Genomic DNA, 26,952 nt, shown 5'->3' with positions numbered 1-26,952 from the left:
CTACAGCAGGTCCTTGTAGAGGGAGTACCGCGTCGTCTCGTAACCGAGCGACTCGTACAGCCGCTCGGCCGGGGTGTTGCCGGCGAAGACGTTGAGGCCGAGGACGCGGCGGCCGGCGTCGATCGCCTGCCGCTCCGCCAGCAGCATGAGCGTACGGCCGTGACCTCGGCCGCGGTGGGCCCCATCGGCCTCCACGTCGAAGACGTAGGCCTTGTCGTCCTGCAGGGACACCCACAGCGTGCCGACCCGCACGCCCTCGTGTTCGACCACGCTGAACAGCATGTTCTCGGTGGCGCGCCCGCGCGGCAGCAGCGTCTCGTGGTCGTGGCGCGACTTGGCGTACGCCTCGGCCTCGGGCACGCCCCGCTCGATCCAGACGCGTGCGTAGGCCTCCGACTCGTACGCGAGCCACGCCTCGTACTCGGCCTCGTCCATGGGGTGCGCCAGGCTGCCGGCGGGCAGTTCGGGCGGGACCTCGCCGAGCGGCTTCTCCATGCCGCGGCTGCGGTGGACGTAGCCGAGCGCGTCGAAGAGCCGCAGCGCGGGGCCGGCGTCGCCGGGGACGCTCGTCTCGATCTGCCGGCAGCCCCAGCTGCGGGCCACCTCCTCGGCGGCGAGCACGGCCACCGTGCCCCGGCCGCGGCGGCGGTCCTGCTCTTCGATGCGCAGGTCCCGTATCTGGGCCATCGCATCACCGAAGGCGAGCGAGGTGCCGAGATGCATCGAGCCGACGGGCCGGCTGTTGACGCACACCTGGTAGCGGCGTGAGCGCGTCCCGTCGGCGTTGCGCTGGAGCGGCTCGGTCGGCCGCAGGGTCGTCGTCATCACGGGTGTTCTACCCGCTCCGGAGCCCCGGGTCAGCCGAATTTCCCGCGTCTGTCAGGGATCCAGGTCCTCCCCGGCCCGGTCCTCGAAGATGCGCATGGCCTTCGCGGTGACCGGGCCCGGCGCAGCGGTCAGTTCCCGGTCGTCGATACGGTGCACGGCCTGGACGTCCCGCAGGGTGGAGGTGAGGAAGACCTCGTCGGCCCGCTCCAGCACGTCCAGCGGCAGGTCGGTCTCCTTGGCACCGGTCCACTCGACGGCGAGGGCGCGGGTGATGCCGGGCAGGCAGCCGGAGGCGATCGGCGGGGTGTGGATCTCGCCGTCCAGGACCACGAAGACGTTCGACCCGGTGCCCTCGCAGAGCTGTCCGACCGTGTTGCCGAACAGCGCCTCGGAGGCGCCGCGTTGGTGGGCGCGGGAGAGGGCGACGACGTTCTCGGCGTACGAGGTGGTCTTCAGGCCGGTGAGGGCGCCGCGCTCGTTGCGGGTCCAGGGGACGGTGATCACGGCGGTGGCGTCGGGGCGTCGCGCGGTCTCGCCGAGCGCGACCACCAGGGTCGGGCCGTGCTCGCCGCGGTCGGAGCCGAGCGGTCCGTGGCCGCCGGTGTAGGTGATGCGCAGCCGGCCCAGCGGCATCGGGTTGGCCTCCAGGACGGCCGCGCAGGCGCGGCGGACCTCGGCGTGGTCGGGGTCGGGCAGACCCAGGCCGCGGGCCGAGCGGGTCAGCCGGTCGAGGTGCCGGGTGAGCGCGAACGGCTGCCCGTCGACCGCCTTCACCGTCTCGAAGATGCCGTCGCCGACGGTCAGCCCGTGGTCGAAGACGGAGACCCGGGCCGACTCCATGTCCTGCAGCCCGCCGTCCAGCCAGATCCTCATGTCAGAGCCCCTCCGCTCTCCTCGTACGTCCCCGACGCTACCGCGAGCAGCCGCGACGCCTTCAGCTCGGTCTCGCGCCACTCCCCCTCGGGATCGGATCCCCAGGTGATGCCGGCACCGGTGCCGAAGCGGAGCATCCCGGCGCTCCGGTCGATCCAGAACGTCCGGATGCCCACGGCCAGCTCGCCGACGCCCCGGTCGGCGTCGACCCAGCCGATGCCGCCGCAGTACGGACCACGGGGTGCCGTCTCCAGCGCCTCGATGATCCTGAGGGCGCTCGACTTGGGGGCGCCGGTGACCGAGCCGGGCGGGAAGGCCGCGGCGAGGAGGGCGGGCCAGCCTGCGCCGTCGCGCAGCTCGCCGCGGACGGTGGAGACCAGGTGGACCAGGCCGGGGTGCTTCTCCACGGCGCACAGGTCGGGGACGGTCACACTGCCGGTGGCGCAGACGCGCCCGATGTCGTTGCGGACCAGGTCCACGATCATCACGTTCTCGGCGTAGTCCTTCTCCAGGAGGTCCGCCTCGGTCCGCCCGGTGCCCTTGATGGGGCCGGACTCGACCGTGCGGCCGTCCCGGCGCAGGAACAGCTCGGGCGAGGCGGTGGCGATCTCCACGCCGTGCTCCGGCAGCCGGATCGTGCCCGCGTACGGCGCCGGGTTGCCACGGGCCAGCAGGGCGGTCAGGGCGTCCACGTCGGCGTCGGGGGCGACCGGCGCGCTGAGCACCCGGCAGAGGTTGGCCTGGTAGACCTCGCCGGCCGCGATGTGCTCGCGGATCCGGCCGACGGCCGCCGTGTAGGCGGTGTGGTCCAGGGAGGTGGTCCAGTCCCCCACGGCAGGGCCGTGCCAGCCGCCCGGTACCGGGGCGGGCACCGGCTCCTCCCGTACGTGCGCGAAGCGGGCGCAGGTCAGCCGGCCCTCGAAGTCGGCGCAGACGGCCCAGAAGCCGGTGGAGTCCAGGGCGGCGGGATCGTCGGTGACGTCGAGGAGGCCGGTGGCGAGGCGGTCGCCGAAGCGGGCGAGAGGAGGGAGGCCGGAAGGGAGGTCGAGCACGTGGTCGAGTCTAGGGCGGGTGGCCGAAAGGTGGCCCGGGCATGTCCCCTCGGGGGCGCTGACCACGGCGTCCATCGGGTGCAGCGCAGCACGCTGCGCAAACGCGTTTTTGTACTGGCCCGGGAATCCGCTAGAGTTCAACACGTCGCCGGGACGCGGAAGCGGACCGAAACGACAAGCGGACGTAGCTCAGTTGGTAGAGCGCAACCTTGCCAAGGTTGAGGTCGCGAGTTCGAGCCTCGTCGTCCGCTCGAAGGAAGAAGGGGTCATCCCGATCCCCTACACTCCTGGTGGAGTGGCCGAGAGGCGAGGCAACGGCCTGCAAAGCCGTCTACACGGGTTCAAATCCCGTCTCCACCTCCAAGGACGATTAGCTCAGCGGGAGAGCGCTTCCCTGACACGGAAGAGGTCACTGGTTCAATCCCAGTATCGTCCACTGGATCTTCTCGTAAGATCCACGGGTCTTCTCGAAGATCCCACCCGCGCGATTAGCTCAGCGGGAGAGCGCTTCCCTGACACGGAAGAGGTCACTGGTTCAATCCCAGTATCGCGCACTGTCTGTGATCCACGCGTCACAGTCCGCGGACGATTAGCTCAGCGGGAGAGCGCTTCCCTGACACGGAAGAGGTCACTGGTTCAATCCCAGTATCGTCCACACAGCAAAGAGCCCCCGGCCGTCTCGTACGGCCGGGGGCTTCTTCGTGTGCTCGGCTTTCCTGGCCTCAGCTGGAGAACAGCATGTGGCCGAAGCTCTTGTGGCGGTGGTGGCCGCCGTGGCCGCCGTAGTGACCACCGCCGTGGCCGCCGCCGTGCGGGGCGCCCCAGGCGGGGGCGGGCGGGGCCGGGTACGCCTGCGGAGCGGCGGGCGGGGCCGGCGGGACGGGCTTGGCCCACTGGGACTCCAGCTGGGTCAGCGCCTCCAGCTCGCCGTAGTCGAGGAAGATGCCGCGGCAGCCGCTGCACTGCTCGATCTGGACGCCGTTGCGGTTGTAGGTGTGCATCGGCGCATGGCACTTCGGACACTGCATGGTCGGCTCAACTCCTCGCCGGTTGGTCCTGCTTCGTGTTTCCCCAGGACAGACTCCGTCCGGCCCCGGTCGGTTGCACCTTACGCCGGGAATCCGTGCGTCAACTGGTGGGGTACGGGGTTCATTCGGGCACAGGCGTCCACCAGGGCCTGTTCCACCTCGTCCAGCGGGCGGTCTGCCGCGAGCGCCTTGGTGAGCGCGCGGGCCGCGGTCTGCACGGTGAGGGCGCGGGCCGGGACGTCCAGCGCGGGCCAGGGGTCGCCGTCGGCGGGTACGGCGGGGCCGCCGGCCTCGCGGTAGGCGGTCAGGAAGCGGGTCCACTCGTCGGGCGGGAGGAGTCCGCAGGCGTACCAGGCGGCAGGGCGGGCGAGGTCCCAGGCGGGGACGCCGACGCCGAGGTCGTCCACGTCTATCAGCCGCCAGGGGCCGTCGGGCGCGGGATGGCGGACGAGCTGGCCGAGGTGGAGGTCGCCGTGGCAGAGGGCCGGGGTGCCGGGCATGGGGGCCTCGGCGCGGGCCCAGGCGGGGAGGGCGTGCCAGGCCCGCAGGACGGGGGGTGCGGCTGAATGGGGCGCCGCGTCCAGGGCCGTACGCAGGCGGTGGACGGCGTGGGCTGCTTTGGCGGGGCCGCGCATCGGGGGCAGGGGGTGGTCGGGAGGGGGCGTCCGGTGCAGCCGGGCGAGGAGGGTGGCGGCGGCTTCCCAGGGGGCGGCGTCCGGGTCGTCCGGGTCCACGGGGGCGCCGTAGGGCCAGAAGGTCACCAGGCGGTGGTGCAGGGGGGCCGGGACGGGGGTGAGCGGGGCGAGGAGGATGTCCGGGAGGCGGGCTGCCGCGGCGAGGCGGAGGGTCAGCTCGGCGGGGTCGGTGTCCGGGGCGTGGGCCTTGGCGACGGTGTCGGCGTGGCGTACGACGGTGGCGTCGGGGCGGTCTGCGAGGGGGGTGTTGGCGCAGGTGCAGGTGGCTCCGCCGGTTTGGGGGTGGGCGGTGGCTGTGAGTTTTGCGGTGAGAGCGGTGAGTAGGTTCACGGGGGCCTCGGTGGGTGGGGGTCGGGGTGAGCGTACGCGCGGCGTGCGGTGGTGGGGGTTCCGGGGCTTGGCGGGGCTGTGCTGGGGCCCGGTGCTGGGGCTGGGCGGGGCTGCATTGGTGCCCGGTACTGGGGCTGGGCGGGGGTTGGGTCGCTTGCCGGCGCTTGCGGGGTGCCGCTGCGCCCACCCGTGCCGCCCCAAGCGGCACGACTGCCCGCAGCTGAGCAGGCACGACGGCCGCTGCCGGGTGGGCGCCGACCCAGCAGCACGACTACCCGCAGCTCAGCAGGCACGACGGCCGCTGCCAGGTGGGCGCCGACCCAGCAGCACGACTACCCGCAGCTCAGCAGGCACGACGGCCGCTGCCAGGTGGGCGCCGACCCAGCAGCACGACTACCCGCAGCTCAGCAGGCACGACGGCCGCTGCCAGGTGGGCGCCGACCCAGCAGCACGACTACCCGCAGCTCAGCAGGCACGACGGCCGCTGCCAGGTGGGCGCCGACCCAGCAGCACGACTACCCGCAGCTCAGCAGGCACGACGGCCGCTGCCAGGTGGGCGCCGACCCAGCAGCACGACTACCCGCAGCTCAGCAGGCACGACGGCCGCTGCCAGGTGGGCGCCGGTCCAGCGGCACGACTGCCCGCAGCAATGTGGGTGCGGCGGTGCTGATGGCCGCAGCTACGCGGGCGTGACGGTCGGCGGGGCTGCAACTCCCTAGGGGCGCGGGGAACTGCGCGACCTGCCCCCACCGGCCCGCAGACGAGTGCGGCGCGGAGCCTCCTCGGCCCCGAAACGGCGTGATGCCGGCGCAGCGAGGAGCGTCCTCGGCCCCCGAAACGGCGTAATGCCGGCGCAGCTCCCCAGCTGCGCCGGCATTTGTGCCGTCCGCCGCACCCCCGTCCCCACGGGGTTTCATGGATGGATGTCCCCGCCCGGACCGCTCTTCCGGGCCTGGGGTCGCCGCTCAGCGCCCCAGCATCGCACCCACGGACGACGCCTGTGTGGCCACTGTCTCCCAGCCGTCGAAGACGATGAGGAGCAGCGCCGCCAGAGGAAGGGCCATGAGCGTCGCCACCAGGGGGTGGCGGCGGCCCGTCCGGCGAGGAGCGAACGTCGTGCGTCGCGGTGCCGGGTGGGCCATGGTCCCTCTCCTGACCGTCTCGGTTGTTGTTGGCAGCGGCGGGTGCCTGACCTCGGGGGACGAGTGCTGCACCCGCCGCTTGACCTCAAATCTAGGCGCGCGGCCCTCGGCGGGCGTCATGCCTTCGTACCGAATCGCGGGCCTCCCGGAGGATGAGCCACGACCTGCGGAGTACTCCCCTGGGTGGAGACGGGGACCTAGGTCTCGGGGTCTTCCCGGAGGGGACGCCCGCCGTGTCCTGCCATTTCCGGACCGTCCGACGGGTGGCACGAGTGACTTCGATCACTTCGCGTGGGGTGAGGGGGTGCGGTGCGTCCGGGCGGCGGTCGGTCCGGGGTGGCGGGCGGGCGGCCGTCCGCGGTGCTCTTCCGGAGGGCGCTGCTCCCTGACCACGGTCACCCTGGCCGGGGCCAACCTCCCTGCCGTGTCCGCATGTTGACGTCACAGGCACCCCAAAGGCACCGCAGGGAGCGGCTTCCTGACCGCGTTTCACCTCGTGCTCCCGCCGCGCACAATCCATCCGCCCCAGAGGGCGCGGCCTCTGCGCGCAGGCGGCTGTGGAAACGTAAGCTGTGCCACGTCACAGGGACCGGGCAGCGGGGATGAACATGGCGATGATGCGCCTGAGGCGCGAGGACCCGCGCGTCGTCGGCTCGTTCAGGCTTCACCGACGGCTCGGCGCGGGCGGAATGGGCGTGGTCTACCTCGGCTCCGACAAGAAGGGGCAGCGGGTCGCGCTGAAGGTGATCCGGCCCGATCTGGCGGAGGACCAGGAGTTCCGGTCCCGGTTCGCCCGTGAGGTCTCGGCGGCCCGGCGCATCAGGGGCGGCTGCACCGCACGGCTGGTGGCGGCGGACCTGGAGGCGGAGCGGCCGTGGTTCGCGACGCAGTACGTGCCCGGGCCCTCCCTGCACGACAAGGTCGCCGACGAGGGCCCGCTCCTCGCGGCCGAGACGGCGGCGGTCGGCGCGGCCCTGTCCGAGGGACTCGTCGCCGTGCACGAGGCAGGTGTCGTCCACCGGGACCTGAAGCCCTCCAACATTCTGCTGTCCCCCAAGGGGCCGCGGATCATCGACTTCGGCATCGCCTGGGCCACCGGTGCCTCCACGCTCACCCACGTCGGCACCGCGGTCGGCTCCCCCGGCTTCCTCGCTCCCGAGCAGGTGCGCGGCGCGGCCGTGACCCCGGCGACGGACGTCTTCTCGCTCGGCGCGACCCTGGCCTACGCCTCGACCGGCGACTCGCCCTTCGGGCAGGGCAGTTCCGAGGTGATGCTGTACCGCGTGGTGCACGAGGAGCCGCAGCTGCACGGCGTTCCGGACGCCCTCGCCCCCCTGGTGCGAGCCTGTCTGGCCAAGGATCCCGACGACCGGCCCAGCACCCTCCAACTGTCGCTGCGGCTCAAGGAGATCGCCGCCCGCGAGGCCCAGGGCCTGGCCGACGTACGGCCCCCCGCACCACGCGCCGCGGAGGCGGACCGGCCCACCGGACGGCTCGTGGACACCTATCCCGAGCAGCAGCGCACCCAGCGGCGCACCGCCCCCGGCACCCCGGTGCCGCGCGCCGGCACGCCCTCCCGGAGCGGTACCTCTCGGGGCGGCAGCGCCTCGCGCGGCGGGGGCGTCGCCTCCCGGCCGGGCACCGCCCGTCCCACCCCGGCCCCCCGCGCCGGCGGCCCGCGCTCCGGCAGCGGGAACCGGCCCGGTCCGCGCAGCGGTACCGGGCGTCCGGCGCCGCGCGCGACGGGGACCGGCCGCCGCCCGGCCAACCCCCGGCTGCTGCGTCAGCGGCTGTTCGTGTTCGTGGTGGTGACGCTGCTGGTGGCGCTCGGCATCGCGGTGGCGCAGGGCTGTCAGGGCCCGGCGCGCGGGCTCGGCGACGACCGGCGGCAGGAGCACGTACAGCCGAGCCTCAAGCCGCTGGACGACGGGAAGCTGATGTCGCAGCGGTACGAGTCGACGTTCGAGTCCGACGCCGGGTCCAGCTCCGGGAACTGACCTCCCCGGGACCGGCTCAGGCGCCCGGCCGTCCCGAGGCCACCGCGTAGAAGGCCACCGCGGCCGCCGCGCCCACGTTGAGCGAGTCGACCCCGTGGGACATGGGGATGCGCACCCATTCGTCGGCGGCGACCAGGGCCTGGGTGGACAGGCCGTCGCCCTCGGCGCCGAGCATCAGGGCCACCCGGTCCATCCGGTGCGGGGCGGCCTCGTCGAGGGGCCTGGCCTTCTCGTCCGGGGTGAGCGCGAGGAGGGTGAAGCCCGCCTCGCGGACCGACTCCAGGCCCTTGGGCCAGGTCTCCAGACGGGCGTACGGCACGGAGAACACCGCGCCCATGGAGACCTTGACGCTACGGCGGTACAGCGGGTCGGCGCAGTCGGGCGACAGCAGCACCGCGTCCATGCCGAGGGCGGCCGCCGAACGGAAGATCGCGCCGATGTTGGTGTGGTCGTTGACCGACTCCATGACCACCACCCGGCGGGCGGAGCGGAGCAGCTCCGCCGCCGTCGGCAGCGGCTTGCGCTGCATGGAGGCGAGGGCGCCGCGGTGCACGTGGTAGCCGGTGACCTGCTCGGCGAGTTCCGGGCTGACCGCGTACACGGGGGCCGGGAGTTCGTCGATGACGTCACGCATGACGTCGATCCACTTGGCCGAGAGCAGCATGGAGCGCATCTCGTAGCCGGCTTCCTTGGCCCTTCTGATGACCTTCTCGCCCTCGGCGATGAACAGGCCCTCGGCCGGCTCGCGCTTGCGGCGCAGTTCGACGTCGGTCAGGCCCGTGTAGTCGCGCAGGCGCGGGTCGTCGGGATCCTCAACGGTGATGAGATCGGCCACAGGGTGATACTGCCTTGTCCTACGTGTGGTGCCAACGGCTGGGAACGGGTTGTGTTACCCCGGGTTACGCGCCGGCTCCGCCGGCAAGGGCAAACGCATCAAGCCGCGGGCTCCGGGCCGACGTTCACGACCTCGCCGATGACGATGACCGCCGGGGGCTTCACGTCCTCGGCACGTACGGTCTCGGCGACCGTGGCGAGGGTCGCGTCCACGCGGCGCTGGGCGGCCGTCGTGCCCTCCTGGACGAGGGCGACGGGGGTCTCGGGCGACTTGCCGTGCGCGACGAGCGTCTCGGCGATCTTCCCGATCTTGTCGACGCCCATGAGGATCACGAGCGTGCCGGTCAGCTTGGCCAGCGACGGCCAGTCGACCAGGGAACGCTCGTCGTCGGGGGCGACATGGCCGCTGACCACGGTGAACTCATGGGCGACGCCGCGGTGGGTGACCGGGATGCCGGCCGCTCCCGGGACGGAGATCGAGCTGGAGATGCCCGGCACGACCGTGCACGGGATGCCGACCTCGGCGAGCGCCTGGACCTCCTCCATGCCCCGGCCGAAGACGAACGGGTCGCCGCCCTTGAGCCGTACCACGGACTTGCCCTGCTTGGCGTGCTCGATCAGCGCGTTGTTGATGGCCTCCTGGGCCATGTAGCGGCCGTACGGGATCTTCGCGGCGTCGATGACCTCGACGTGCGGCGGGAGTTCGGCGAGCAGGTCGCGCGGGCCGAGCCGGTCCGCGATGACGACGTCGGCCTCGGCGAGCAGGCGGCGGCCGCGGACGGTGATGAGGTCCGGGTCGCCGGGGCCGCCGCCGACCAGGGCCACGCCGGGGGTGCGGGTGCGGTGATGGGGCGCCACCAAGGTGCCGTCGCGCAGGCCCTCCACCACCGCGTCGCGGATGGCGGCGGTGTGGCGGGGGTCGCGGCCCTTGGCTTCCGTGGTGAGGACGGCGATCGTGACGCCCTCGCTGTGGCCGGTCGCCGGGGTCCAGGCCGTCGCCCGGTCGGCGTCGTCGGAACGGACGCACCAGACGCGGTGGCGCTCCGCTTCGGCGGAGGCGGCGGTGTTGGCCGCGGGGTCGCTGGTGGCGATGAGGGCGTACCAGGCAGCCGCGAGGTCGCCGTCCGCGTAGGGGCGCCGCTCCCAGGTGATCTCGCCCGCGTCCGCCATCGCCTCCACGGAGGGGGTCGCCTCGGGGGACACGAGGAGGATGTCCGCGCCCGCCGCGATCAGGGCGGGGAGGCGGCGCTGGGCGACCTGGCCGCCGCCGAGGACGACCACTCGGCGGCCGGAGAGGCGGAGGCCTACGGGGTAGGCGGGGTGTTCGGCCATGAGGGACGGCTCCTCTTGCGGCTTGCGGTGGCCCTGACGTGCGGATTTTACGTTGGTGCAGGGAAGGGCGGCTCAGGTGTCCGGTGGCTGGTCAGCGTCGCCGGGTGCGCGGCTGTGGGTGGTTGTGCCCACCCGTTCCTCCCCCAGTGCCTGAACGGCCTGGGGGGACCCCAGCGGAACGACTGCCCACCACCACCAACGAGTTGAAAGGGAACCCGGAGCCGCCCCCAGCCCTACTTCTCGGTGACCCCCGCCGAATCGAACGTGGCCACCTCGTGCATGGCCCTCGCTGTGCTCTGGACCAGGGGCAGGGCGAGGAGGGCGCCGGTGCCCTCGCCGAGGCGGAGGTCGAGGTCGACCAGGGGGCGCAGGCCCAGCTTGTTGAGGGCGGCGACGTGGCCGGGCTCGGCGCTGCGGTGGCCGGCGATGCAGGCCGCGAGCACCTCGGGGGCGATGGCGCGGGCGACGAGCGCCGCGGCGCCGGCGCTGACGCCGTCGAGGATCACCGGGGTACGCAGGGAGGCACCGCCCAGGAGCAGGCCGACCATCGCCGCGTGTTCGAAGCCGCCGATGGCCGCGAGGACGCCGATGGGGTCGGCCGGGTCCGGCTGGTGGACTTCGAGCGCGCGGCGGACGACCTCGGTCTTGCGGGCGAGGGTCTCGTCGTTGATGCCGGTGCCACGGCCGGTGACCTCGGCCGGGTCGGCACCCGTGAAGACGGAGATGAGCGCGGCGGACGCCGTCGTGTTGGCGATGCCCATCTCACCGGTGAGCAGCGCCTTGTTCCCCGCCGCCACCAGGTCGCGGGCGGTCTCGATGCCCACCTCGATGGCCGCCTTGGCCTCCTCGCGGGTCATCGCGGGGCCGGTGGTCATGTCGGACGTGCCGCCGCGGATCTTGCGGGGCAGGAGGCCCGGGGTGGCGGGCAGGTCGGCGACCACGCCCACGTCCACGACGCAGACCTCGGCGCCCACCTGGTTGGCGAAGGCGTTGCAGACCGCTCCCCCGCCGAGGAAGTTGGCCACCATCTGGGCGGTGACCTCCTGCGGCCAGGGGGTGACGCCCTGGGCGTGCACGCCGTGGTCACCGGCGAAGATGGCGACGGCCGCGGGCTCCGGGATCGGCGGCGGGCACTGCCGGGACAGGCCCGACAGCTGCGCGGAGATGATCTCCAGCATGCCGAGCGCGCCGGCCGGCTTGGTCATGCGCTTCTGGCGCTCCCAGGCCTCGCCGAGCGCCTTGGCGTCCAGCGGGCGGATCTGTGCGACGGTCTCGGCAAGCAGGTCGTGGGGTTCCTCTCCGGGCAGGGCGCGGCGGCCGTACGTCTCCTCGTGCACCACCCAGGACAGCGGGCGGCGCTTGGACCAGCCGGCCTGCATCAGCTCGGGCTCGTCCGGGAACTCGTCGACGTACCCGACGCACAGGTAGGCGACGACCTCCAGGTGTTCGGGCAGGCCGAGCGCGCGGACCATCTCCCGCTCGTCGAAGAAGCTGACCCAGCCGACGCCGAGGCCTTCGGCGCGCGCGGCGAGCCAGAGGTTCTCGACCGCGAGCGCGGAGGAGTACGGCGCCATCTGCGGCTGGGTGTGCCGGCCGAGGGTGTGGCGGCCGCCGCGGGTCGGGTCCGCGGTGACGACGATGTTCACCGGGGTGTCGAGGATGGCCTCGATCTTCAGTTCCTTGAACTGCTTGGCCCGGCCCTTGGGCAGCGACTTGGCGTACGCGTCACGCTGTCGCATGGCCAGTTCGTGCATGGTGCGCCGGGTGTCGGCGGACCGGATGACGACGAAGTCCCAGGGCTGCGAGTGGCCCACGGAGGGCGCCGTGTGAGCCGCCTCCAGGACGCGCAGCAGCACCTCGTGCGGGATCGGGTCGCCGCGGAAGCCGTTGCGGATGTCGCGCCGTTCGCGCATCACCTTCAGGACGGCCTCGCGCTCGGCGTCGTCGTAGGCCGGAGCGGCCGGTCCGGTGGACTGTCCTGCCTCTTCCACTGCGGCCGTGCTCTCTTCCTGGTCGGCGGCCCTGGTCTCCAGGTCCTCCGCGTGCTGTACGACATCGGGGGCGTGCTCGTCGTCCGGTGCGGCCGGTCCGGCGGCGGGCTCGGCCTCGCGCGGCGCGGGGACCGTGGCGACGGGCTCCTGCTGCTCCTGGGCGGGCAGGGCGAGGGGGTGCGGTGGGGTCGGCGCCAGGTGCGGGGTGGTCGGCACCTGGCCCTCGACCGGCACGAACTGCCCGAGGGGCTGCTCGGGGTGCGGCTGCAGCGGGACCCCGGACGGGAGCGGGTCGGCGGCGGCAGCGGGCACCGGCTGCCCGGGAACGCCCTCCGGCGCGGCGGGCTCCGCCTCGGCGGCGGCCGGTGCGGGGGCGGGCTCGGCGGGCTGGAGCTGCGGGCCGGCGAGTACGGCGGAGCCGTCGGCCGGGGTCGGCGTCGCCGCGGCCGGGTCGACGGCGTCCTGCGCCGGAGGCTGCGGCTGCTGCGGGGCGGTCACGGCATCGCCGTCCTGGGGGACGGGACCCGCGAGCTGCGGGCCCTGGGCCTGCAGAAGGGCGGGCTCGGGCGCCTCGGTGGCCGCGGGGGTGCCTTCACCGGCAAGCGGCGGCTGCACGGCGTCCTGCGCCGGGGCGACGGACTCCGGGGTCTGTGCCGGTTCGGGCACCTGCACCGACTCCGGCGTCGGCACCGGCTCGGCAGCGGGCACGGGCTCGAGCGTCGGCACCAGCTCGGCAGCGGGCGCGGACTCGGGCGCCTGCGCCGGTTCGACCGGGGCCGGGACCTCGGCGGCCGGGTCGGGGACGGCGACGGGCTGGGCCTCGACGATGCCGGAGGCCTGCGGGTCGGGCTGGACCGGAACGGTCTCGGCGACTTCGGCGACGCCCTGAGCCACGACGACGGCGGCGGCCTCCTCCGCAACAGCCTGTGCCGGAGCGGCCTCGGCAACCTCGGCCGTCACATCCGCACCTGAGGGAACCTCGGGCTGCACGGCCTCGGCGATCTGCACACCCTCAACGGGCTGAACGGGCTCGGCCTGCTGGACGACCTCGGTCTGCTGGACAGGCTCGGGCACCTGGACGGGCTCGGGCACCTGAACGGCCTCCGCGACCTCCGCCGCATCCGCGACCGGCCCCTGGACCGATACGGCCTCGCCCTGCGTCACCTGAACCGGAGCACCCTGCTCCACCACGTCCACCACGTCCGAAGCAGCAGCCACCTGGCCGGTCTCCGCGCCCGCCGTGGCCTCAGCGGCCTGGACCGCTTCACCGACCTCGGGCGTCACCGGTACGACCCCGTCGTCGGCGACTCCGCCACCAGCGGCATCGACAGCGGCTGCACTCACGGCGTCCACCGGAGCCTGGACCTGGACCTGGACCCCCTCGGGGCCCTGCCCCAGGTCCCCCTGGGGGACGTACACCCCATCGTGACCGTGCACAGGCTGCACCCCGTCATGGCCGTGCACGGCCTGCGTCTGGACCTCCTCGCCCGGAGCCTGCGCGGCCGCCTGGGTGGCCAGGCGGGTCATCGTGGCCTGGGCGGGGTCGGGCGTCGCCTCGGCGACGGGCTGCGGGGCCGCGGCCGGACTAACCGTTTCGGCAGCCGGGGCCTCCATGCCGACCTGGGCCACGGCGACCGGCGCGGCACCCCAGGGGGCCGCGTTCTGCGGGGCCATGTCGCGCAGCGGCTGGACGTCGAGGTACTCGGGCCCGGCCGGGGCCGGTCCCGGCTGCCGTACCGGCGCTCCGGCGGGCCCGCGGTCGGCGAGGGAGCGGACCGGGCTGGCGGAGGCGTCGGGGATCGGCGGACCGAGGTGCAGCGGCCGGCGCGGCTGGGGTGCCGCCGCCGGGTCGTGCGGGGCCGAGAGGATGGGCGACGGCGGTACGGACGCCGGCGCCGGATTCGGCAGCCGGACGCCACCGAGGTCGACGGAGCCACTGTCCCGGCCGGCCGTCTCGTGCGGGCCCGGCTGGTGGACGGCCTCGACGACCGGTTCCGGGGCGGGCGGCTGCACTTCGTTGCCCCACGCCCCCTGGGCACCCGGCAGCAGCAGGTCTTCGTCCTCGGCGGGTTCCTCGGAGAGGTAGGTGTACGCGCCGTGCGCGGGGACGCCCGGCTGCTCCACCATGCCTGCGCTCTCCGGCTGCCCCTCGGCCGGGACCTGGCCGGTGTCGGTCATGCGTACCCCTCGCCCATCGGTTAGTGCTTCTACGACCAGCTCACCCGGAACGGCGCACCGACCGCCCCGTAGTGAAGAACGAGCGTGCGTGCCCAGCGGCACGAACGACCCGCCCAAAAAGGCGACAAAGCCATTCAGTGGCATTGTCCCGGCCGTTCAGCCGTCGCGACAGCATGATCCGCGACAGCCCGCTGTGGACTGCGCCACGTTGCGCGTCCTCGGGTTCTGCCGTACCACACCCACCCCAAAACGGGCGCGCTTTCCGGACATTGGCGAACGAAGTTCCGGGCCACCGGTGCGGTACAACGATCGGCCAGCCTACCGCGCGCAGTACGACAACAGGATCACGGGGCGCGATCGGGCAGTACCCCGCTGAGCAGGAACGCGACGTTCCGCTCGGTCTCCGTCCAGGCCCTCGTGTCGAGTTCGACGGACTGGAGCAGGGCGCACTCGACCCGGTATCCGTGTTCGGTCAGGCCGCGGCCGACGAGTTCGGCCTCGTCGCGGGTGGCCGCGTGGGTCACGATGCGCTGTGGACGCCGGTCGGCGACCGCGGAGACGACGGCCGCTCCCCCGCCGCCGACCCGTACGACGTCCGGTTCGGGCAGGTTTTCGAGGACATGCGGGGCGGTGCCCTGCACCACCTGGAGCTGGACGCCGAAGCGGCGGGCGGCCGCCTCGGTCCGGGCGCAGGCGTCGGGTTGCCGGTCGACGGCGATGACGGCGGCTCCGGCGCGTGCGGCCTCGGTGGCGAAGGCGCCGCTGCCGCAGCCGATGTCCCAGACGAGGTCGCCGACCCGGGGGCCGAGCCGGGCGAGTTGGGCGGCCCGGAGCAGCTGGGTCTCCCCTTCGCCGAGGCCGCCGCCGTACGCGCCGTACTCGTCGTACGCGCCGTATTCGTGGTCCGGCTGCACCCAGCCGCGCGGGCCGGCACCCGGGTCACGCCCGGCGATCCAGCCGCCGCCCTCGGCGACCCCGGCCGGGCCCCCGATGACGATGACGACGTTCGGGTCGCGCCAGGTGTGGTCGGGGGCCTTGTCGGAGGTGACGACGGAGACCTGCTCGCGTTCGGTGCCCAGCTCCTCGCAGATGACGAAGGTCCGGTGGATCCCGTCCATGAGCAGACCCAGCTCGGCGGGGCCGGCGCCCGGTGAGGTGAGGACGGCGACCTTGGTGTGGGCGCGGCAGACGTTCACGGCCCGGCGCAGGGTGCGCGGGTGGGCGACGACCACCTGGGCGTCGTCCCAGGGCATGCCGGCGCGGGCGAAGGCTGCGGCCACGGCGGAGACGGCGGGGACGACCTCGACCTCCAGGCCGAACTCCGGTGCGCGCAGGGTCCGTACGACGCCGAAGAAGCCGGGGTCGCCGTCGGCGAGCACGACCGCGGTACCGCGGTGGGCGGCGATGCGGCGGGCGGCCAGCGCGAGGCTGCCGAGGCGGATGCGCTCGGCGGTGGGCGGGACCTCGGAGAGCGCCAGGTGGTGGGCCGCGCCTGCGACGAGCGTGGCGGCGCCGAGGGCGGCGCGTGCCGTGTCGGTCAGCGGCGAGCCGTCCCAGCCGATCACCGTGACGCGGTCGGCCATCGTCGTCAGTCTCCAGGTTTTCGCAGCTCGTCAGGGGTACGGGGCCCGTGGGTGGGCTCCGTGAGAGTACCCGGTGAAGGTAGCGGACGCGCGGTGCGGCGGGGCCGGGCGCGGATCCGGTCGTGCCTCGCCGGGCTCAGTTCCAGTCGGAGTAGGAGGTGAAACCGCCGGTGTCGGCGAACTGCCCGTCGGCGCCCTCCAGGTCCTCCGGGAGGAGGCTCCACACGATGAAGTCGGTGCGTACGTCGGTCCAGGACCCGTCCTCGGTCCGGACGTGGACTATGCAGGCGTTGCGCAGCACGCCCTCGCTGATGCAGCCGATCTTCTGGGCCACCTGCTGGGAGGCGGTGTTGTCGGCGGCGGTACGGATCTCGATGCGCTCGAACTTCTGGTCGCCGAGGAGCCATTGGGCGGTGGCGAGGGCGGCCTCGGAGGCGTAGCCCTCGCCGCGGGCCCAGGGGGCGATGATGTACGACAGCTCGGTGGAGCGGATGTGCCAGTTGGTCTTGGTCAGCTGGACGATGCCGACCAGGCGCTGGGTGAGGAACTCGGTGACGGCGAGGTCCAGACCGCGGCCCGCGGTGCGCTCGGCGGGCGCGTACTCGGTGATCCAGTGCCGGGCACCGTCCGCGGTGAACGGCTGGGGGACGTCGGTCCAGGCGGCGACCTGCTCGTCGTTCATCATCTCGGCCAGGGCGGGCACGTCGTCCTCGTCGAGGGGACGCAGCACCAACCGCTCCGTGCTGATGGAGATGTTGGGGAAGGTGCTAGTCATGCGCCACTCCGTAACCTTCGGAAAACCTTCGGGGCCTGCTGAACTGCCCAGCATGCAGCATGAAACCACTGAACGACACGACAGGGTCCACCCCCAGTGAGGGAGTGGACCCCGTGCGTGGCGATACGCGGTATACGCCCCGTCAGAAAGAGGGGATGACCGAGCCCTGGTACTTGTCCTCGATGAACTTCTTGACCTCGGGCGAGGTGAGGAGCTTCGCGAGCTTCTTCACTCGCGGGTCCTTCTCGTTGCCCTTCTTCACGGCGAGGAAGTTGCCGTAGGGGCTGTTCTTCGCGGACTCCAGGACCAGGGCCTCCTTGGCGGGCTTGATGCCCGCGGAGATGGCGAAGTTGCCGTTGATCACGGCCGCGTCCACGTCCTCGAGGGAGCGCGCGGTCTGGGGCGCCTCGACCTCCTTGAACTTGAGGTTCTTGGGGTTCTTGGCGATGTCCTGCGGGGTCGCCTCGGTGCCGGCGCCGTCCTTGAGCGTGATGAGCCCGTTGGCGGCGAGCAGCTTCAGGGCGCGGGCCTCGTTGACGGAGTCGTTCGGGACGGCGATGGTCGCACCGCTCTTGAGGGCGTCGACGCTCTTCACCTTGTGGGAGTAGAGGCCGAGCGGCTCCAGGTGCACCGTGACGACGGGCACGATGTGGGTGCCGCGCTTCTTGTTGAAGTCGTCCAGGTACGGCTGGTTCTGGAAGTAGTTGGCACCGACCGAGCCGTCCTCGGTCGCCGTGTTCGGCGTGATGTAGTCGGTGAACTCCTTGACCTCGAGGTCGAGGCCCGCCTTCTTCGCCAGGTTCTTCTTGACGAAGTTCAGGATCTCGGCGTGCGGGGTCGGGCTGGCGGCGACGACCAGCGGTCCGCTGTAGTCGGACGAGCCGGCGGAGGCCTTCTCCGAGCCGCAGGCGGTGAGCCCGAAGGTGAGGGCTCCGGCGGCGAGGACGGCGGTGGTGAGCTTGGCGGTGTTACGCACGAAAAGTGCCTTTCCTTAAGGGTGGTGCGACCCCGTGATGGGTGTACGGGGAGTCTTTGGGGTGGGGTGCTCAGGCGACCTTGGCGATGTCGGCGGCCTCGGGCTCCTCAGCCTTCAGCAGGCGCAGCTTGGGAGCGGGGCCGGAGCGGGCGCCGCGGTGGTGCAGCGAGCGGGCCGCGTAGTCGCCGGCGAACTGGATGAGGGAGATGACGACGGCGAGGATCGCGACGGTGATCCACATCAGCTCGGTCTCGAAGCGCTGGTAGCCGTAGCGGACGGCGAGGTCGCCGAGGCCGCCGCCGCCGACCGTGCCGGCCATGGCGGAGTAGCCGATCAGGGCGATGATCGTGGTGGTCGTGCTGGCGATCAGCGAGGGCAGCGCCTCGGGGACCAGGACCTTGCGGACGATGGTCCAGGAGTTGCCGCCCATGGCCTGCACGGCCTCGACGAGACCGTTGTCCACTTCGCGGACGGCCGTCTCGACCAGGCGGGCGAAGAACGGGATACCGCCGATGGCGAGCGGCACGATGGCGGCGGTGGTGCCGATCGTCGTGCCGGTGAGCCAGCGGGTGAAGCTCATCAGCGCGACCATCAGGATGATGAACGGCATCGACCGGCCGACGTTCACGACCTGGCCGATCACCTTGTTGGCGACGACGTTCTGCAGCAGGCCGCCCCGGTCGGTGAGGACGAGGAGGATGCCGAGCGGAAGGCCGGCGGCTACGGCGATCAGGGTGGACCAGGCCACCATGGAGAACGTCTCGCTACACGCCTGGGACAGCAGCGGCTGCATCTCGGACCAGGTCACTTGGCACCTTCCTTCACCAGCACGGGCTCCTGGCCCACGACGTCGATCTGCAGGCCCTGCTCGCGCAGGAAGCCGATGGGCACCACGTTCTCCTCGTAGCGGCCGGGCAGTTCGATGCGCATGCGGCCGATCTGGAGTCCGCCGACGGTGTCGATGGCGGCGCCGAGGATCGAGATGTCGATGTTGTAGGTGCGCGAGAGCTGGGAGATGACCGGCTGGGTGGCGGCCTCGCCGTGGAAGGTGACGTCGAGGACGGTCCGGTCGGCGCCGGTGGCCTCGCCGCCCACCGGGAACAGGGCGGAGGCCAGCTCGGAGCCGGGGGTGGCCAGCAGCTCGCTGACCGTGCCGGACTCCACGATCCTGCCCTGCTCCATGAGGGCGGCGGAGTCGCAGACGGACTTCACGACGTCCATCTCGTGCGTGATGAGCAGGACGGTCAGGCCCAGCTGCCGGTTCAGGTCACGCAGCAGCTGGAGGATGGAGCGGGTGGTCTCCGGGTCGAGGGCGCTGGTGGCCTCGTCGGAGAGCAGCACCTTGGGGTCGCCGGCGAGGGCGCGGGCGATGCCGACGCGCTGCTTCTGGCCACCGGAGAGCTGGGCGGGGTAGGCCTTGGCCTTGTCGGCGAGGCCTACCAGGTCGAGGAGTTCGAGCGCCTTGCGGGAGCGCTCCTTGCCCGACCTGCCGAGGATCTCCAGCGGCAGCTCGATGTTGTCCTGCACGGTCCGCGAGGAGAGCAGGTTGAAGTGCTGGAAGACCATGCCGATCCGGCTGCGTGCCCGGCGCAGCTCCTTGCCGGCGCGGGGGCCGTGTCCGGCGAGCGCGGTGAGGTCCTGTCCGTCGACACTGACCGTCCCGGAGGTCGGACGCTCGAGCAGGTTGACGCAGCGGATGAGCGAGGACTTTCCGGCGCCGGACTGGCCGATGACGCCGTAGACCTCGCCTTCGCGGACGTGGAGATCGACGCCGTCGAGGGCGGTGACCTCGCGGCCGCGGGAGCGGTAGACCTTGGTCAGGCCCGAAGTGGTGATCACTGGGGTTTCCGTCACTGTCGAGTGCGCGGGCGTGGGTGTGCCCGGGCACGGGTGCATTCGTTGCATTCGTTCAGGGACGCGGCACAGTTCTCGCTGAGGCGGTGAACCGGGGAGAACGTCGTGTGCGCGGGGCGGCAGTCACGCGGGCCGGGGATCCGGCGCGGGACAGGCCACGGCTCTCGCTTCGGGGCGCGAGGCTCAGATGGTGCGGGGGCCCTCTAGAAGGCGCACATTCGGCACATCATGCGACACATACAACGAGCACCGGGCGTCAGGGTCGCCTCGGTCGCAAGGGTGCGGCAGCTCGTCGTGGTCATGCGATCAGTAAACCAGACCTACGGTGCTGACAGGCCGCCGCTGTCCGCATGCTGGACAGCGGCGGACAGTTCTCAGTCGCGAACGGAGATCTCCACTCCCCCGTCGGTGACCAGTGCGGACAGGGCCGACAGGTCCTTCACCACCAGGTCGGCGTCCAGCTCCTCGGCCCGGTGGGTTGTGGCCAACGCCACGGTGGTCATGCCGGCCGCGCGGCCCGCCTGGAGTCCGGCGGGGGCGTCCTCGAAGACGACACAGCGGGCCGGGTCCACGCCGAGCTGCCGGGCGGCGAGCAGGTAGGGCTCGGGGTCGGGCTTGCCGCGGGTGATGTCGTCGGCGGCGATCAGCGTCTTGGGCAGGATGCCGACGGCGTCGAGGCGGACCTCGGCGAGCCGCCGGGTGGCGGAGGTGACGACGGCCCAGCGGTCGGCGGGGAGCGAGTCGAGGAAGTCCCGCGTCCCGGGCAGCAGGTGCACGCCCCCGTCGGGCACGTCCTCCACCTCCAGCTGTTCGACCCGGGCGACGGCCTCCGGCACGAGGTGGGCGGGCAGCAGATCGGCGACTATCTCGGCGGCCGGCCGTCCGTGCAGCTCCACCCGTCCGAACTCCTCGGCCGTGATCCCGTACTCGCGCGCCCAGCGCGTCCAGCAGCGCTCGACGGAGTCGAGGGAGGAGACGAGGGTGCCGTCGTTGTCGAACAGGAGGGCGTGCGCGTGGATCGTCATGACCTAGACCCTACGGTGGTCTAGACCCCTTGGTGTACGACGGGGTCGGCGGCGGCGGGCCGTTTACGCCGTAATAAGGTCACCGCATGCTCAATGCCCTGACGCTGGTGACCGGGGTCGCCGCGCTGCTGCTCGCCGCCTGGTGCGGCTGGGCCGCGTACCGGGACCAGCCGACCAAGGACTGGCACTTCATCGGCATGGCCGTGGTGTCGCTGCTGGCCGTGGTCCAGCTGGTGGTCGGGATCGTGCAGCTGGCCCGGGGCGAGAAGCCGGACCAGGGCACGACCATCTTCGTGGCGTATCTGCTGGGCGCGTTCGCGTGCGTGCCGGCGGCGGGCTTCATGTCCCTGGCCGAGCGGACGCGCTGGGGCTCGGTGACGGTGGCGGCGGGCGGCGTGGTGCTGGCCGTGCTCGAGGTACGGCTCTACGACATCTGGGGAGGCTGAGATGACGGCGGTGGAGGAGAAGCCGACCCGGCTGATCAGCGGGCCGGGGATGCTGCTCGTCTGGTTCTACGGCGTGATGGTGGTCGGGGCGGTGTCGCGCTCGGCGTACCAGATCGCGACGGACTTCGGCCGGGCCCCGCTGGCGTACTCGCTGTCGGCGGTGGCGGGTGTGGTGTACGGCTTCATCACGTACACCCTGATCCGTGGTGGCGAAACGGCCCGCAGGGCGGCGCTGGTGTGCTGCGCCGCCGAACTCGCGGGCGTGCTGATCGTGGGTACCTGGACCCTGGTGGACCGCTCGGCCTTCCCCGACGCGACCGTGTGGTCGGACTACGGGATGGGCTACATCTTCATTCCGGTGCTGCTGCCGCTCTCGGCCATGTACTGGCTGAGGAAGGCACGGAACACCGTCACGCCGTAGTCGCGTACGTCCCGGCCGGCTTCTCCAGGACGATCATCTCCACGCCGTCCGCACCCTTGGACCTGCCCACCGTCTCGTAGCCGGAGCGGCGGTACAGGCGGAGGTTGCCCTCGCTGCGGTGGCCGGTGTGGAGGCGGAACCTGGTGGCGCCCCGCTCCTCCGCCAGTGCCGCTTCGGCCGCGCGCAGCAGCCTCGCGCCGATGCCGTGGCCCTGGAGGCGCGGGTGGACGCAGAGCTTGCCGATGGCGGCGGCGCCGTCCTCGGTGACCTTGCCGCGCACCGCGCCGACCACCTCGTCACCGAGACGGGCGACGAACACACAGTCGGCGGCGACCTCCTCGCGGACCGAGTCGAGACTCTGGACGAGCGGGTCGATGCGGTAGTTGCCGTACAGCGCCGCCTCGCTCTGGAAGCACAGGTACTGGAGCTTGAAGATCTGCTCCGTGTCCTGCTCGGTCGCCACCGAGATGGTCACGCTCATGCCCATGTGCGCACGCCTCCCGCTCACCTGATCGCCTGTGGTCCCTCACTCCTATCCCCGCACTTCGCGGGCCGCAACCTCCGGCGCGAGCAAACGACGCAGACATCCCAGACATCTGGAACGTTCCGGTCCGAGACTGCCCTGTGAGATACCCAACTCCCCCGCGATCTCCCGGTATGTCAGGTCCCTCGGAGAGAGCAGCGCCTCGATCAGGCTGGGGCAGCGTCCGGGCAGACGGCGGACCGCGTCGCGCAGGGCGCGGTACCGGGCGGCCGTGAGCACCAGTTGCTCGGGGTCGGAGCGGGCGTCGTCGGCCGGCTCGGTGCCGTACGGCCGTTCGAGCCGGGTGGTGCGACGGCTGCGGCGGGCCTCGGCGCGGACCGCCTTGCGCAGCCAGCCCTGCGGGTCGAGCGGCGGCCCGGTGGTCTCCAGACGCTCCAGGAGACGGAGCCAGACGGCCTGCTCCAGATCGCCCGGCTCGCTTCCGGCGGCATATGCCTCGGCGGAGGCCTCGGCGGTGAGCAGCGGGCGCAGGGTGGTTACCAGCTCGTGCGTCATATGCGGAACGACGCGCCGCCCCGGCGGCAGGTTTCCGGGGCGGCGCGGAGTCACCCCTAAAGGGGTGCGGTACGACCTTGGTGTTGACGCGGGCGGCGCGACTCAGCCGGCCAGGAAGTCGGCGCGGGCCAGCACACCGGTGTCGGCGTTGTCCGTGAAGACGCCGTCGATGCCGGTCGCGAAGTACGTCTTGAAGGCGCCGAAGACGTCACCGTAGGCGTCCGCCGCGCTGCCCTTGCGGTACTCCGCCGGGAGGAACGGGTTCTCGTTGCGCATGGTGTAGGGGTGCAGGATCAGACCGACCTTGTGCGCGTCGGAGACGAGCGTGGTCGGCTGGGCCAGGGTCCCGTCGGGGTTCTTCGGGATGATCAGGTCCAGCGTCGGGCCGATGCCCTGCGCGTAGCCGGCGATCTCCCTGAGGCCCTTGGGCGTGATCAGGTCGGCGACCGTGCGCGGGTCGCCCGCCTCGACGAAGTCGTAGGGGCGGCTGCTCGCCGAGGAGAGCAGGACGACGAGCGGGTTGTCCACCAGCTGGTTCAGCTTCTGGATGCTGCTGGGCTCGAAGGACTGCAGGATGACCGGCGAGTTCCGGTTGTCCTTGCCGTACTTGCGCAGCAGCTTCGCCACCCGCTCCTCCAGGCCCAGGCCCAGCTTGCGGAAGTACGTGGGGTGCTTGGTCTCGGGGTAGATCCAGACCTGCTTGCCGCGCTTGCGGGTCTGCTCGTCCTGCCACTTCAGGACCTCTTCGAACGTGGGGATCTCCCAGCGCCCGTTGTAGAGGGTGTTGTGCGGGCGGTTGGCCGGGATGCGCTCGACCGCGCGCAGCGTCTTCAGCTCGGCGAGGGTGAAGTCCTCGGTGAACCAGCCCGTGGTGGGGACGCCGTCGAGGACCTTGGTGGTCTTGCGGTCGGCGAACTCGGGATGCGCGGCGACATCCGTGGTGCCGCCGATCTCGGGCTCGTGCCGGCAGACGAGGTGTCCGTCCTTGGTGGGCACCAGGTCGCCCGCCTCGACGACGTCGGCGCCGAGGTCGAGGGCCAGGTTGTACGAGCCGAAGGTGTGCTCGGGGCGGTAGCCGCTGGCACCCCGGTGGCCGATGATCGTCGGCACCGGCAGGCTCTTCAGCCCGCGCCCGCCATACCCGGCCGTCCGGGCGTCGGCCGCCCGGGCGGTTCCGGACAGTCCGAGGACCGCTCCGCCCGCGCCGAGCACGGCTGCGCCGAGAAGCGCCCGCCGTCCCGTTCCCTGCGTCTGCCCGTTCGTCTGGTCGCTGTCCATGAGCGCCCTCCTGCCGTCCTGCCGCTTCAGTGCGCGCCGATCGTAGGGGCGTACACATGACCGACGGGAGACCTCGGTTCGAACACACGGGTGACGCCGTCTGTCGTGTGCGAGGCGGGACATGACGGACCGTCGGCGTCGGCTGCACGCGTTCCGCGCGACCTCCGTCACACTGTCGCCGTACGTTACTGACGGACACCGGGGCGTCACCGCAGGTAAACCAGTGTCAACAGTGCGTAAGACCTCGGTGAACCGGACGCACCCGATGTGCGCTTCCCCCTGGGCCGCGAGTAATGTCCTCACCTGCACAGACACATATCGCTTCCCTCGACATCGGAGGACCCGTTGTCCCGCTTCGCGCTCATCAAGGCAGTGCTCGGACCGATCATGCGCCTGATGTTCCGCCCACAGGTGGAGGGCGCGGAGCACATCCCCGGGGACGGGCCGGTCATCCTGGCCGGCAACCACCTGACCTTCATCGACTCGCTGGTGCTGCCGCTGGTCACCAAGCGGCAGGTGTACTTCATCGGCAAGGACGAGTACGTCACCGGCAAGAGCCTCAAGGGCCGGCTGATGGCGTGGTTCTTCACCGGCGTCGGCATGATCCCGGTGGACCGGGACGGGGCCAACGGGGGTGTTGCCGCGCTGATGACCGGGCGGCGGATCCTCGAAGAGGGCAAGGTGTTCGGCATCTACCCCGAGGGCACGCGGTCGCCCGACGGGCGGCTGTACCGGGGGCGCACCGGTATCGCGCGGCTGACGCTGATGACCGGCGCCCCGGTGGTTCCGTTCGCGATGATCGGCACGGACAAGTTGCAGCCGGGGGGTAAGGGGATTCCGCGGCCCGGGAAGGTCACCGTTCGCTTCGGCGAGGCGATGGAGTTCTCTCGGTACGAGGGGATGGATCGGGATCGGTATGTGCTGCGGGCTGTGACCGATTCTGTGATGGCTGAGGTTATGCGGCTTTCTGGGCAGGAGTACGTGGACATGTACGCGACCAAGGCCAAGGCCGCGTAGCGCTGCTGGCGGTTCGGCCGGTTTTCGAGTGCGGGTGCGTGGGGGCTGATCGCGCCCACGCGGCGGAGCCGCATATCGATACAGCCCCGCGCCCCTGAGGTACTCGCCTTAACCGGCGCTTTCCAGTTTCTGTCCCTTCAGCAGGAACCATGCTGCCGCCGCCGTTGTCAGCAGGACCGCTGCTCCCGCGCCGGAGGCCAGCTGCAGGCCGTGGACGAAGGATTCGCGGGCCGCTGTGAGCAGGGCCTCCGCCGTGTGCGGGGGCATGTTCGTCGAGGCCTGCACCGCCGCTCCCAGTGACTCGTGGGCCGCTGCCGGGGTTCCGGTCGGGCCCGTGAAGTCGCGGTAGACGCCGGTGACGATCGAGCCGAGCAGGGCGATGCCGAGGGCCGCGCCCAGTTCGTAGGCCGTCTCGGAGACCGCGGAGGCGGCGCCCGCCTGGTCCTTGGGCACGCTGGAGAGGATCACGTCGGCCGTCACCGTGAAGGAGAAGCCGGCGCCGATGCCGACGACCAGGAGCGCGGCGCCGAGGACCGGGTAGCCCGTCGACTGGCCCACCGTCGTGAGGACGGCGAGGGCGACGCCCACGGCGGCCAGACCGACCGAGACCACGGACCGTACCGAGAAGCGGCGGGCCGCGCGGCCCGCGACCAGGCCGGCCGCCACCGCGCCGACGGCGGCGGGCAGTTCGGCCAGGCCCGCCTCGAAGGGGCTCCTGCCCTGGACGAGTTGCAGGTACTGGGAGAGGAAGAACACCAGGCCGGACATGCCCAGCACGGTCAGCAGGTCGGCGAGGACCGCTCCGCTGAAGCCACGGCGCCGGAACAGGCGCATGTCCAGCAGCGGGGTCGGCATGGTGAGCTGGCGGTGCACGAAGCCGTAGAGGGCCGTCGCCCCCAGCAGGGCCGCGGCGAGCGTGGGCCAGGTGAAGCCGTGGGTGGCGGCCTCCTTGACCGCGTAGACCAGGGCGATCATGCCGACGAGCGACAGGACGACGCTGATCAGGTCCCAGGGGCCGGGGTTCGGGTTACGGGACTCGGGCAGGGTGCGGATGCCGACGAGGACCAGGACCGCCATCACCGGCAGGTTGATGAGGAAGACCGAGCCCCACCAGAAGTGTTCGAGCAGGAATCCGCCGGCGATGGGACCGACCGCCGTGCCGGCGGAAGCCGTGGCGCCCCAGATGCCGACGGCGAGGCTGCGCTCGCGCGCGTCGTGGAAGAGGTTGCGGATCAGAGCGAGGGTGGCGGGCATCAGGGTCGCACCCGCGACTCCGAGCAGGGCCCGCGCCAGGATCATGAGTTCGGGGGTCGTCGCGTAGGCGTTCAGGACGGATATCGCGCCGAACGCCGTGGCGCCGACCAGCAGGATCCGCTTGCGGCCGATGCGGTCGCCGAGGCTGCCCATGGAGACCAGCAGACCGGCGATGACGAAGGAGTAGACGTCACCGATCCACAGGAGCTGGGTGCCGGAGGGGTTGAGGTCTTCGCTGATGTAGGGGGTCGCGAGGCCGAGGACGGTGGCGTCGACGGCCACCAGCAGCACGGCCAGGACGAGGACGGAGAGCGCGAGCCAGCGGCCCGGGCGCTTCTCCGCCTCCGCCGAGCGAGCCGGCTGCAGGGTGCTGGTCATGATTCCTCTCTCCGTAGTGCGCCGCCGAGCAACAGCTCGGCGATCATGTGGGTGAAGTCCTTGGGGGCGACCCGGCCGTCGTGCATGGCCCAGGCACACGAGGCGATGAGGCCGTACAGCGCCTCGGTGAGCCAGACCGGGGTGAGATCGATGCGGAACTCGCCGCTCTGCTGACCGCGCACGAACACCGCGCCGATCCGCGTGTCGAGCCGCAGCCAGCCGGGGTCCCCGTCGGCTTCCCAGAGCTGGTTCTCTCCGTACAGGAAGGCGAGCAGCCCCGCTGCGGGCTGGATCTCGCGGACCATCCTGCGTACGGCTTCGCTCGCGGACCCCTCGTCCAGCCGGGCACGGTCCAGCGCCGCCTCGCACTCCGCGATGCCGAGCGCCTCCAGCGCCCGTACGAGCGCGTCACGCCCGGCGAAGTGGCGGTGCAGCGTGGCCCGGCTGATCCCGGCGGCCTTGGCGACCTCGTCCATGGTCGCCGTGGACTTACGGGTCAGCAGGGCGGCTGCGCTGCGCAGCACGTGGTCACGATCCAGGGCCATGAGACAAGAGTAGCCCATGTGAGACATCCTTGTCTCACATTAGGCATGCGTGACTCATAGGCGCTGGTCAGAGCAGGTGAT

24 protein-coding genes and 5 tRNA genes are annotated in these 26,952 nt (G+C 72.0%); 9 read left to right on the top strand and 20 right to left on the bottom strand.

Annotation, left to right across the window (positions count from 1 at the left end):
• Genes CRP49_RS27055 through CRP49_RS27045 form a run of 3 tightly spaced genes read right to left on the bottom strand, consistent with a single transcriptional unit; the run spans position 1 to position 2,753 of the window.
• Entirely contained in the window at positions 1-825 is an 825-nt protein-coding gene (locus CRP49_RS27055) for a GNAT family N-acetyltransferase (RefSeq protein WP_097255729.1), read from the bottom strand.
• Positions 826-879: 54 nt separating this feature from the next.
• Positions 880-1,701, bottom strand: a complete 822-nt coding sequence (locus tag CRP49_RS27050; protein WP_097255728.1) for an aminotransferase class IV — start codon at positions 1,699-1,701, stop codon at positions 880-882.
• A complete protein-coding gene (locus CRP49_RS27045) occupies positions 1,698-2,753 on the bottom strand; it encodes a chorismate-binding protein (protein ID WP_097255727.1) in 1,056 nt (351 codons plus the stop codon). The genes CRP49_RS27050 and CRP49_RS27045 overlap by 4 nt, the downstream gene beginning before the upstream one ends.
• Positions 2,754-2,931: 178 nt before the next feature.
• Between CRP49_RS27045 and CRP49_RS27040 the strand changes: the two genes are divergently transcribed.
• The 5 genes from CRP49_RS27040 to CRP49_RS27020 all read left to right on the top strand — a co-directional run bounded on the left by CRP49_RS27040 (position 2,932) and on the right by CRP49_RS27020 (position 3,408).
• A tRNA-Gly gene (locus CRP49_RS27040) sits at positions 2,932-3,004 on the top strand.
• A gap of 38 nt (positions 3,005-3,042) precedes the next feature.
• Positions 3,043-3,116, top strand: a tRNA-Cys gene (locus CRP49_RS27035).
• A gap of 1 nt (position 3,117) precedes the next feature.
• Positions 3,118-3,189: transfer RNA gene (locus CRP49_RS27030), tRNA-Val, on the top strand.
• A gap of 46 nt (positions 3,190-3,235) precedes the next feature.
• Positions 3,236-3,307: transfer RNA gene (locus CRP49_RS27025), tRNA-Val, on the top strand.
• A gap of 29 nt (positions 3,308-3,336) precedes the next feature.
• Positions 3,337-3,408: transfer RNA gene (locus CRP49_RS27020), tRNA-Val, on the top strand.
• Between the two features lie 67 nt (positions 3,409-3,475).
• On the opposite strand, the gene CRP49_RS27015 is transcribed toward CRP49_RS27020, so the two are convergent.
• From CRP49_RS27015 to CRP49_RS46970, 3 genes are all read right to left on the bottom strand, one after another.
• Positions 3,476-3,781: a zf-TFIIB domain-containing protein gene (locus CRP49_RS27015; RefSeq protein WP_094216927.1), complete on the bottom strand. Its 306-nt coding sequence runs from the start codon at positions 3,779-3,781 to the stop codon at positions 3,476-3,478.
• Positions 3,782-3,861: 80 nt separating this feature from the next.
• The gene (locus CRP49_RS27010) at positions 3,862-4,806 is read right to left on the bottom strand and encodes a phosphotransferase family protein (RefSeq protein ID WP_097255726.1); all 945 of its coding nucleotides are present in this window, start codon (positions 4,804-4,806) and stop codon (positions 3,862-3,864) included.
• Between the two features lie 965 nt (positions 4,807-5,771).
• On the bottom strand, positions 5,772-5,948 hold the full coding sequence (locus CRP49_RS46970; protein WP_094216925.1) for a hypothetical protein: 177 nt from the start codon (positions 5,946-5,948) through the stop codon (positions 5,772-5,774).
• 602 nt (positions 5,949-6,550) lie between these two features.
• Between CRP49_RS46970 and CRP49_RS26995 the strand changes: the two genes are divergently transcribed.
• Positions 6,551-7,945 carry a serine/threonine-protein kinase gene (locus CRP49_RS26995; RefSeq protein WP_257033696.1) on the top strand — a complete coding sequence of 465 codons (1,395 nt, stop codon included), beginning with the start codon at positions 6,551-6,553 and terminating at the stop codon, positions 7,943-7,945.
• A gap of 16 nt (positions 7,946-7,961) precedes the next feature.
• Here the strand turns inward: CRP49_RS26995 and CRP49_RS26990 are convergent, their stop codons facing one another.
• From CRP49_RS26990 to CRP49_RS26950, 9 genes are all read right to left on the bottom strand, one after another.
• Positions 7,962-8,780 carry an RNA methyltransferase gene (locus CRP49_RS26990; RefSeq protein ID WP_097255724.1) on the bottom strand — a complete coding sequence of 273 codons (819 nt, stop codon included), beginning with the start codon at positions 8,778-8,780 and terminating at the stop codon, positions 7,962-7,964.
• Between the two features lie 98 nt (positions 8,781-8,878).
• Positions 8,879-10,111, bottom strand: a complete 1,233-nt coding sequence (cobA, locus tag CRP49_RS26985; protein ID WP_097255723.1) for a uroporphyrinogen-III C-methyltransferase — start codon at positions 10,109-10,111, stop codon at positions 8,879-8,881.
• A 233-nt stretch (positions 10,112-10,344) separates the two neighbouring features.
• Positions 10,345-14,280: a nicotinate-nucleotide--dimethylbenzimidazole phosphoribosyltransferase gene (gene cobT, locus CRP49_RS26980; RefSeq protein WP_097255722.1), complete on the bottom strand. Its 3,936-nt coding sequence runs from the start codon at positions 14,278-14,280 to the stop codon at positions 10,345-10,347.
• Positions 14,281-14,624: 344 nt separating this feature from the next.
• Entirely contained in the window at positions 14,625-15,863 is a 1,239-nt protein-coding gene (gene cbiE / locus CRP49_RS26975; protein WP_097255721.1) for a precorrin-6y C5,15-methyltransferase (decarboxylating) subunit CbiE, read from the bottom strand.
• A 136-nt stretch (positions 15,864-15,999) separates the two neighbouring features.
• The gene (locus tag CRP49_RS26970) at positions 16,000-16,638 is read right to left on the bottom strand and encodes a GNAT family N-acetyltransferase (RefSeq protein WP_097255720.1); all 639 of its coding nucleotides are present in this window, start codon (positions 16,636-16,638) and stop codon (positions 16,000-16,002) included.
• 142 nt (positions 16,639-16,780) lie between these two features.
• A complete protein-coding gene (locus tag CRP49_RS26965; RefSeq protein ID WP_097255719.1) occupies positions 16,781-17,614 on the bottom strand; it encodes a MetQ/NlpA family ABC transporter substrate-binding protein in 834 nt (277 codons plus the stop codon).
• A gap of 70 nt (positions 17,615-17,684) precedes the next feature.
• Positions 17,685-18,422 (bottom strand): methionine ABC transporter permease, encoded by a 738-nt coding sequence (locus CRP49_RS26960; RefSeq protein WP_167444161.1) that lies wholly within the window; start codon positions 18,420-18,422, stop codon positions 17,685-17,687.
• Positions 18,419-19,510 carry an ATP-binding cassette domain-containing protein gene (locus CRP49_RS26955; protein WP_097255718.1) on the bottom strand — a complete coding sequence of 364 codons (1,092 nt, stop codon included), beginning with the start codon at positions 19,508-19,510 and terminating at the stop codon, positions 18,419-18,421. The genes CRP49_RS26960 and CRP49_RS26955 overlap by 4 nt, the downstream gene beginning before the upstream one ends.
• Positions 19,511-19,842: 332 nt before the next feature.
• A complete protein-coding gene (locus CRP49_RS26950) occupies positions 19,843-20,493 on the bottom strand; it encodes an HAD family hydrolase (protein ID WP_097255717.1) in 651 nt (216 codons plus the stop codon).
• Positions 20,494-20,579: 86 nt separating this feature from the next.
• Between CRP49_RS26950 and CRP49_RS26945 the strand changes: the two genes are divergently transcribed.
• Both CRP49_RS26945 and CRP49_RS26940 read left to right on the top strand, forming a co-directional pair.
• Positions 20,580-20,939 (top strand): hypothetical protein, encoded by a 360-nt coding sequence (locus CRP49_RS26945; RefSeq protein ID WP_094216916.1) that lies wholly within the window; start codon positions 20,580-20,582, stop codon positions 20,937-20,939.
• Position 20,940: 1 nt separating this feature from the next.
• Positions 20,941-21,360 carry a hypothetical protein gene (locus CRP49_RS26940; RefSeq protein WP_097255716.1) on the top strand — a complete coding sequence of 140 codons (420 nt, stop codon included), beginning with the start codon at positions 20,941-20,943 and terminating at the stop codon, positions 21,358-21,360.
• On the opposite strand, the gene CRP49_RS26935 is transcribed toward CRP49_RS26940, so the two are convergent.
• The 3 genes from CRP49_RS26935 to CRP49_RS26925 all read right to left on the bottom strand — a co-directional run bounded on the left by CRP49_RS26935 (position 21,350) and on the right by CRP49_RS26925 (position 23,677).
• Positions 21,350-21,847 (bottom strand): GNAT family N-acetyltransferase, encoded by a 498-nt coding sequence (locus tag CRP49_RS26935; RefSeq protein ID WP_097255715.1) that lies wholly within the window; start codon positions 21,845-21,847, stop codon positions 21,350-21,352. The two genes, CRP49_RS26940 and CRP49_RS26935, sit on opposite strands and share 11 nt — an antisense overlap.
• Positions 21,848-21,892: 45 nt before the next feature.
• On the bottom strand, positions 21,893-22,399 hold the full coding sequence (locus CRP49_RS26930; RefSeq protein ID WP_097255714.1) for an RNA polymerase sigma factor: 507 nt from the start codon (positions 22,397-22,399) through the stop codon (positions 21,893-21,895).
• Positions 22,400-22,501: 102 nt separating this feature from the next.
• Positions 22,502-23,677 carry a glycerophosphodiester phosphodiesterase gene (locus CRP49_RS26925; RefSeq protein WP_097255713.1) on the bottom strand — a complete coding sequence of 392 codons (1,176 nt, stop codon included), beginning with the start codon at positions 23,675-23,677 and terminating at the stop codon, positions 22,502-22,504.
• Positions 23,678-24,022: 345 nt separating this feature from the next.
• Between CRP49_RS26925 and CRP49_RS26920 the strand changes: the two genes are divergently transcribed.
• A complete protein-coding gene (locus tag CRP49_RS26920) occupies positions 24,023-24,694 on the top strand; it encodes a 1-acyl-sn-glycerol-3-phosphate acyltransferase (protein ID WP_097255712.1) in 672 nt (223 codons plus the stop codon).
• Between the two features lie 108 nt (positions 24,695-24,802).
• Here CRP49_RS26920 and CRP49_RS26915 read toward each other — a convergent pair whose 3' ends face one another.
• A complete protein-coding gene (locus CRP49_RS26915) occupies positions 24,803-26,326 on the bottom strand; it encodes an MFS transporter (RefSeq protein ID WP_097255711.1) in 1,524 nt (507 codons plus the stop codon).
• Positions 26,323-26,871 carry a TetR/AcrR family transcriptional regulator gene (locus CRP49_RS26910; RefSeq protein ID WP_094216909.1) on the bottom strand — a complete coding sequence of 183 codons (549 nt, stop codon included), beginning with the start codon at positions 26,869-26,871 and terminating at the stop codon, positions 26,323-26,325. Before CRP49_RS26910 ends, CRP49_RS26915 begins: the two co-directional genes overlap by 4 nt.
• Between the last annotated feature and the right edge of the window lie 81 nt (positions 26,872-26,952).

The organism is Streptomyces sp. Ag109_G2-15 (assembly GCF_900215565.1).
Taxonomy (GTDB): domain Bacteria; phylum Actinomycetota; class Actinomycetes; order Streptomycetales; family Streptomycetaceae; genus Streptomyces; species Streptomyces diastatochromogenes.
The sequence above is the reverse complement of the archived record's forward strand: the minus strand, read 5'-3'. Positions and strand labels throughout refer to the sequence as shown.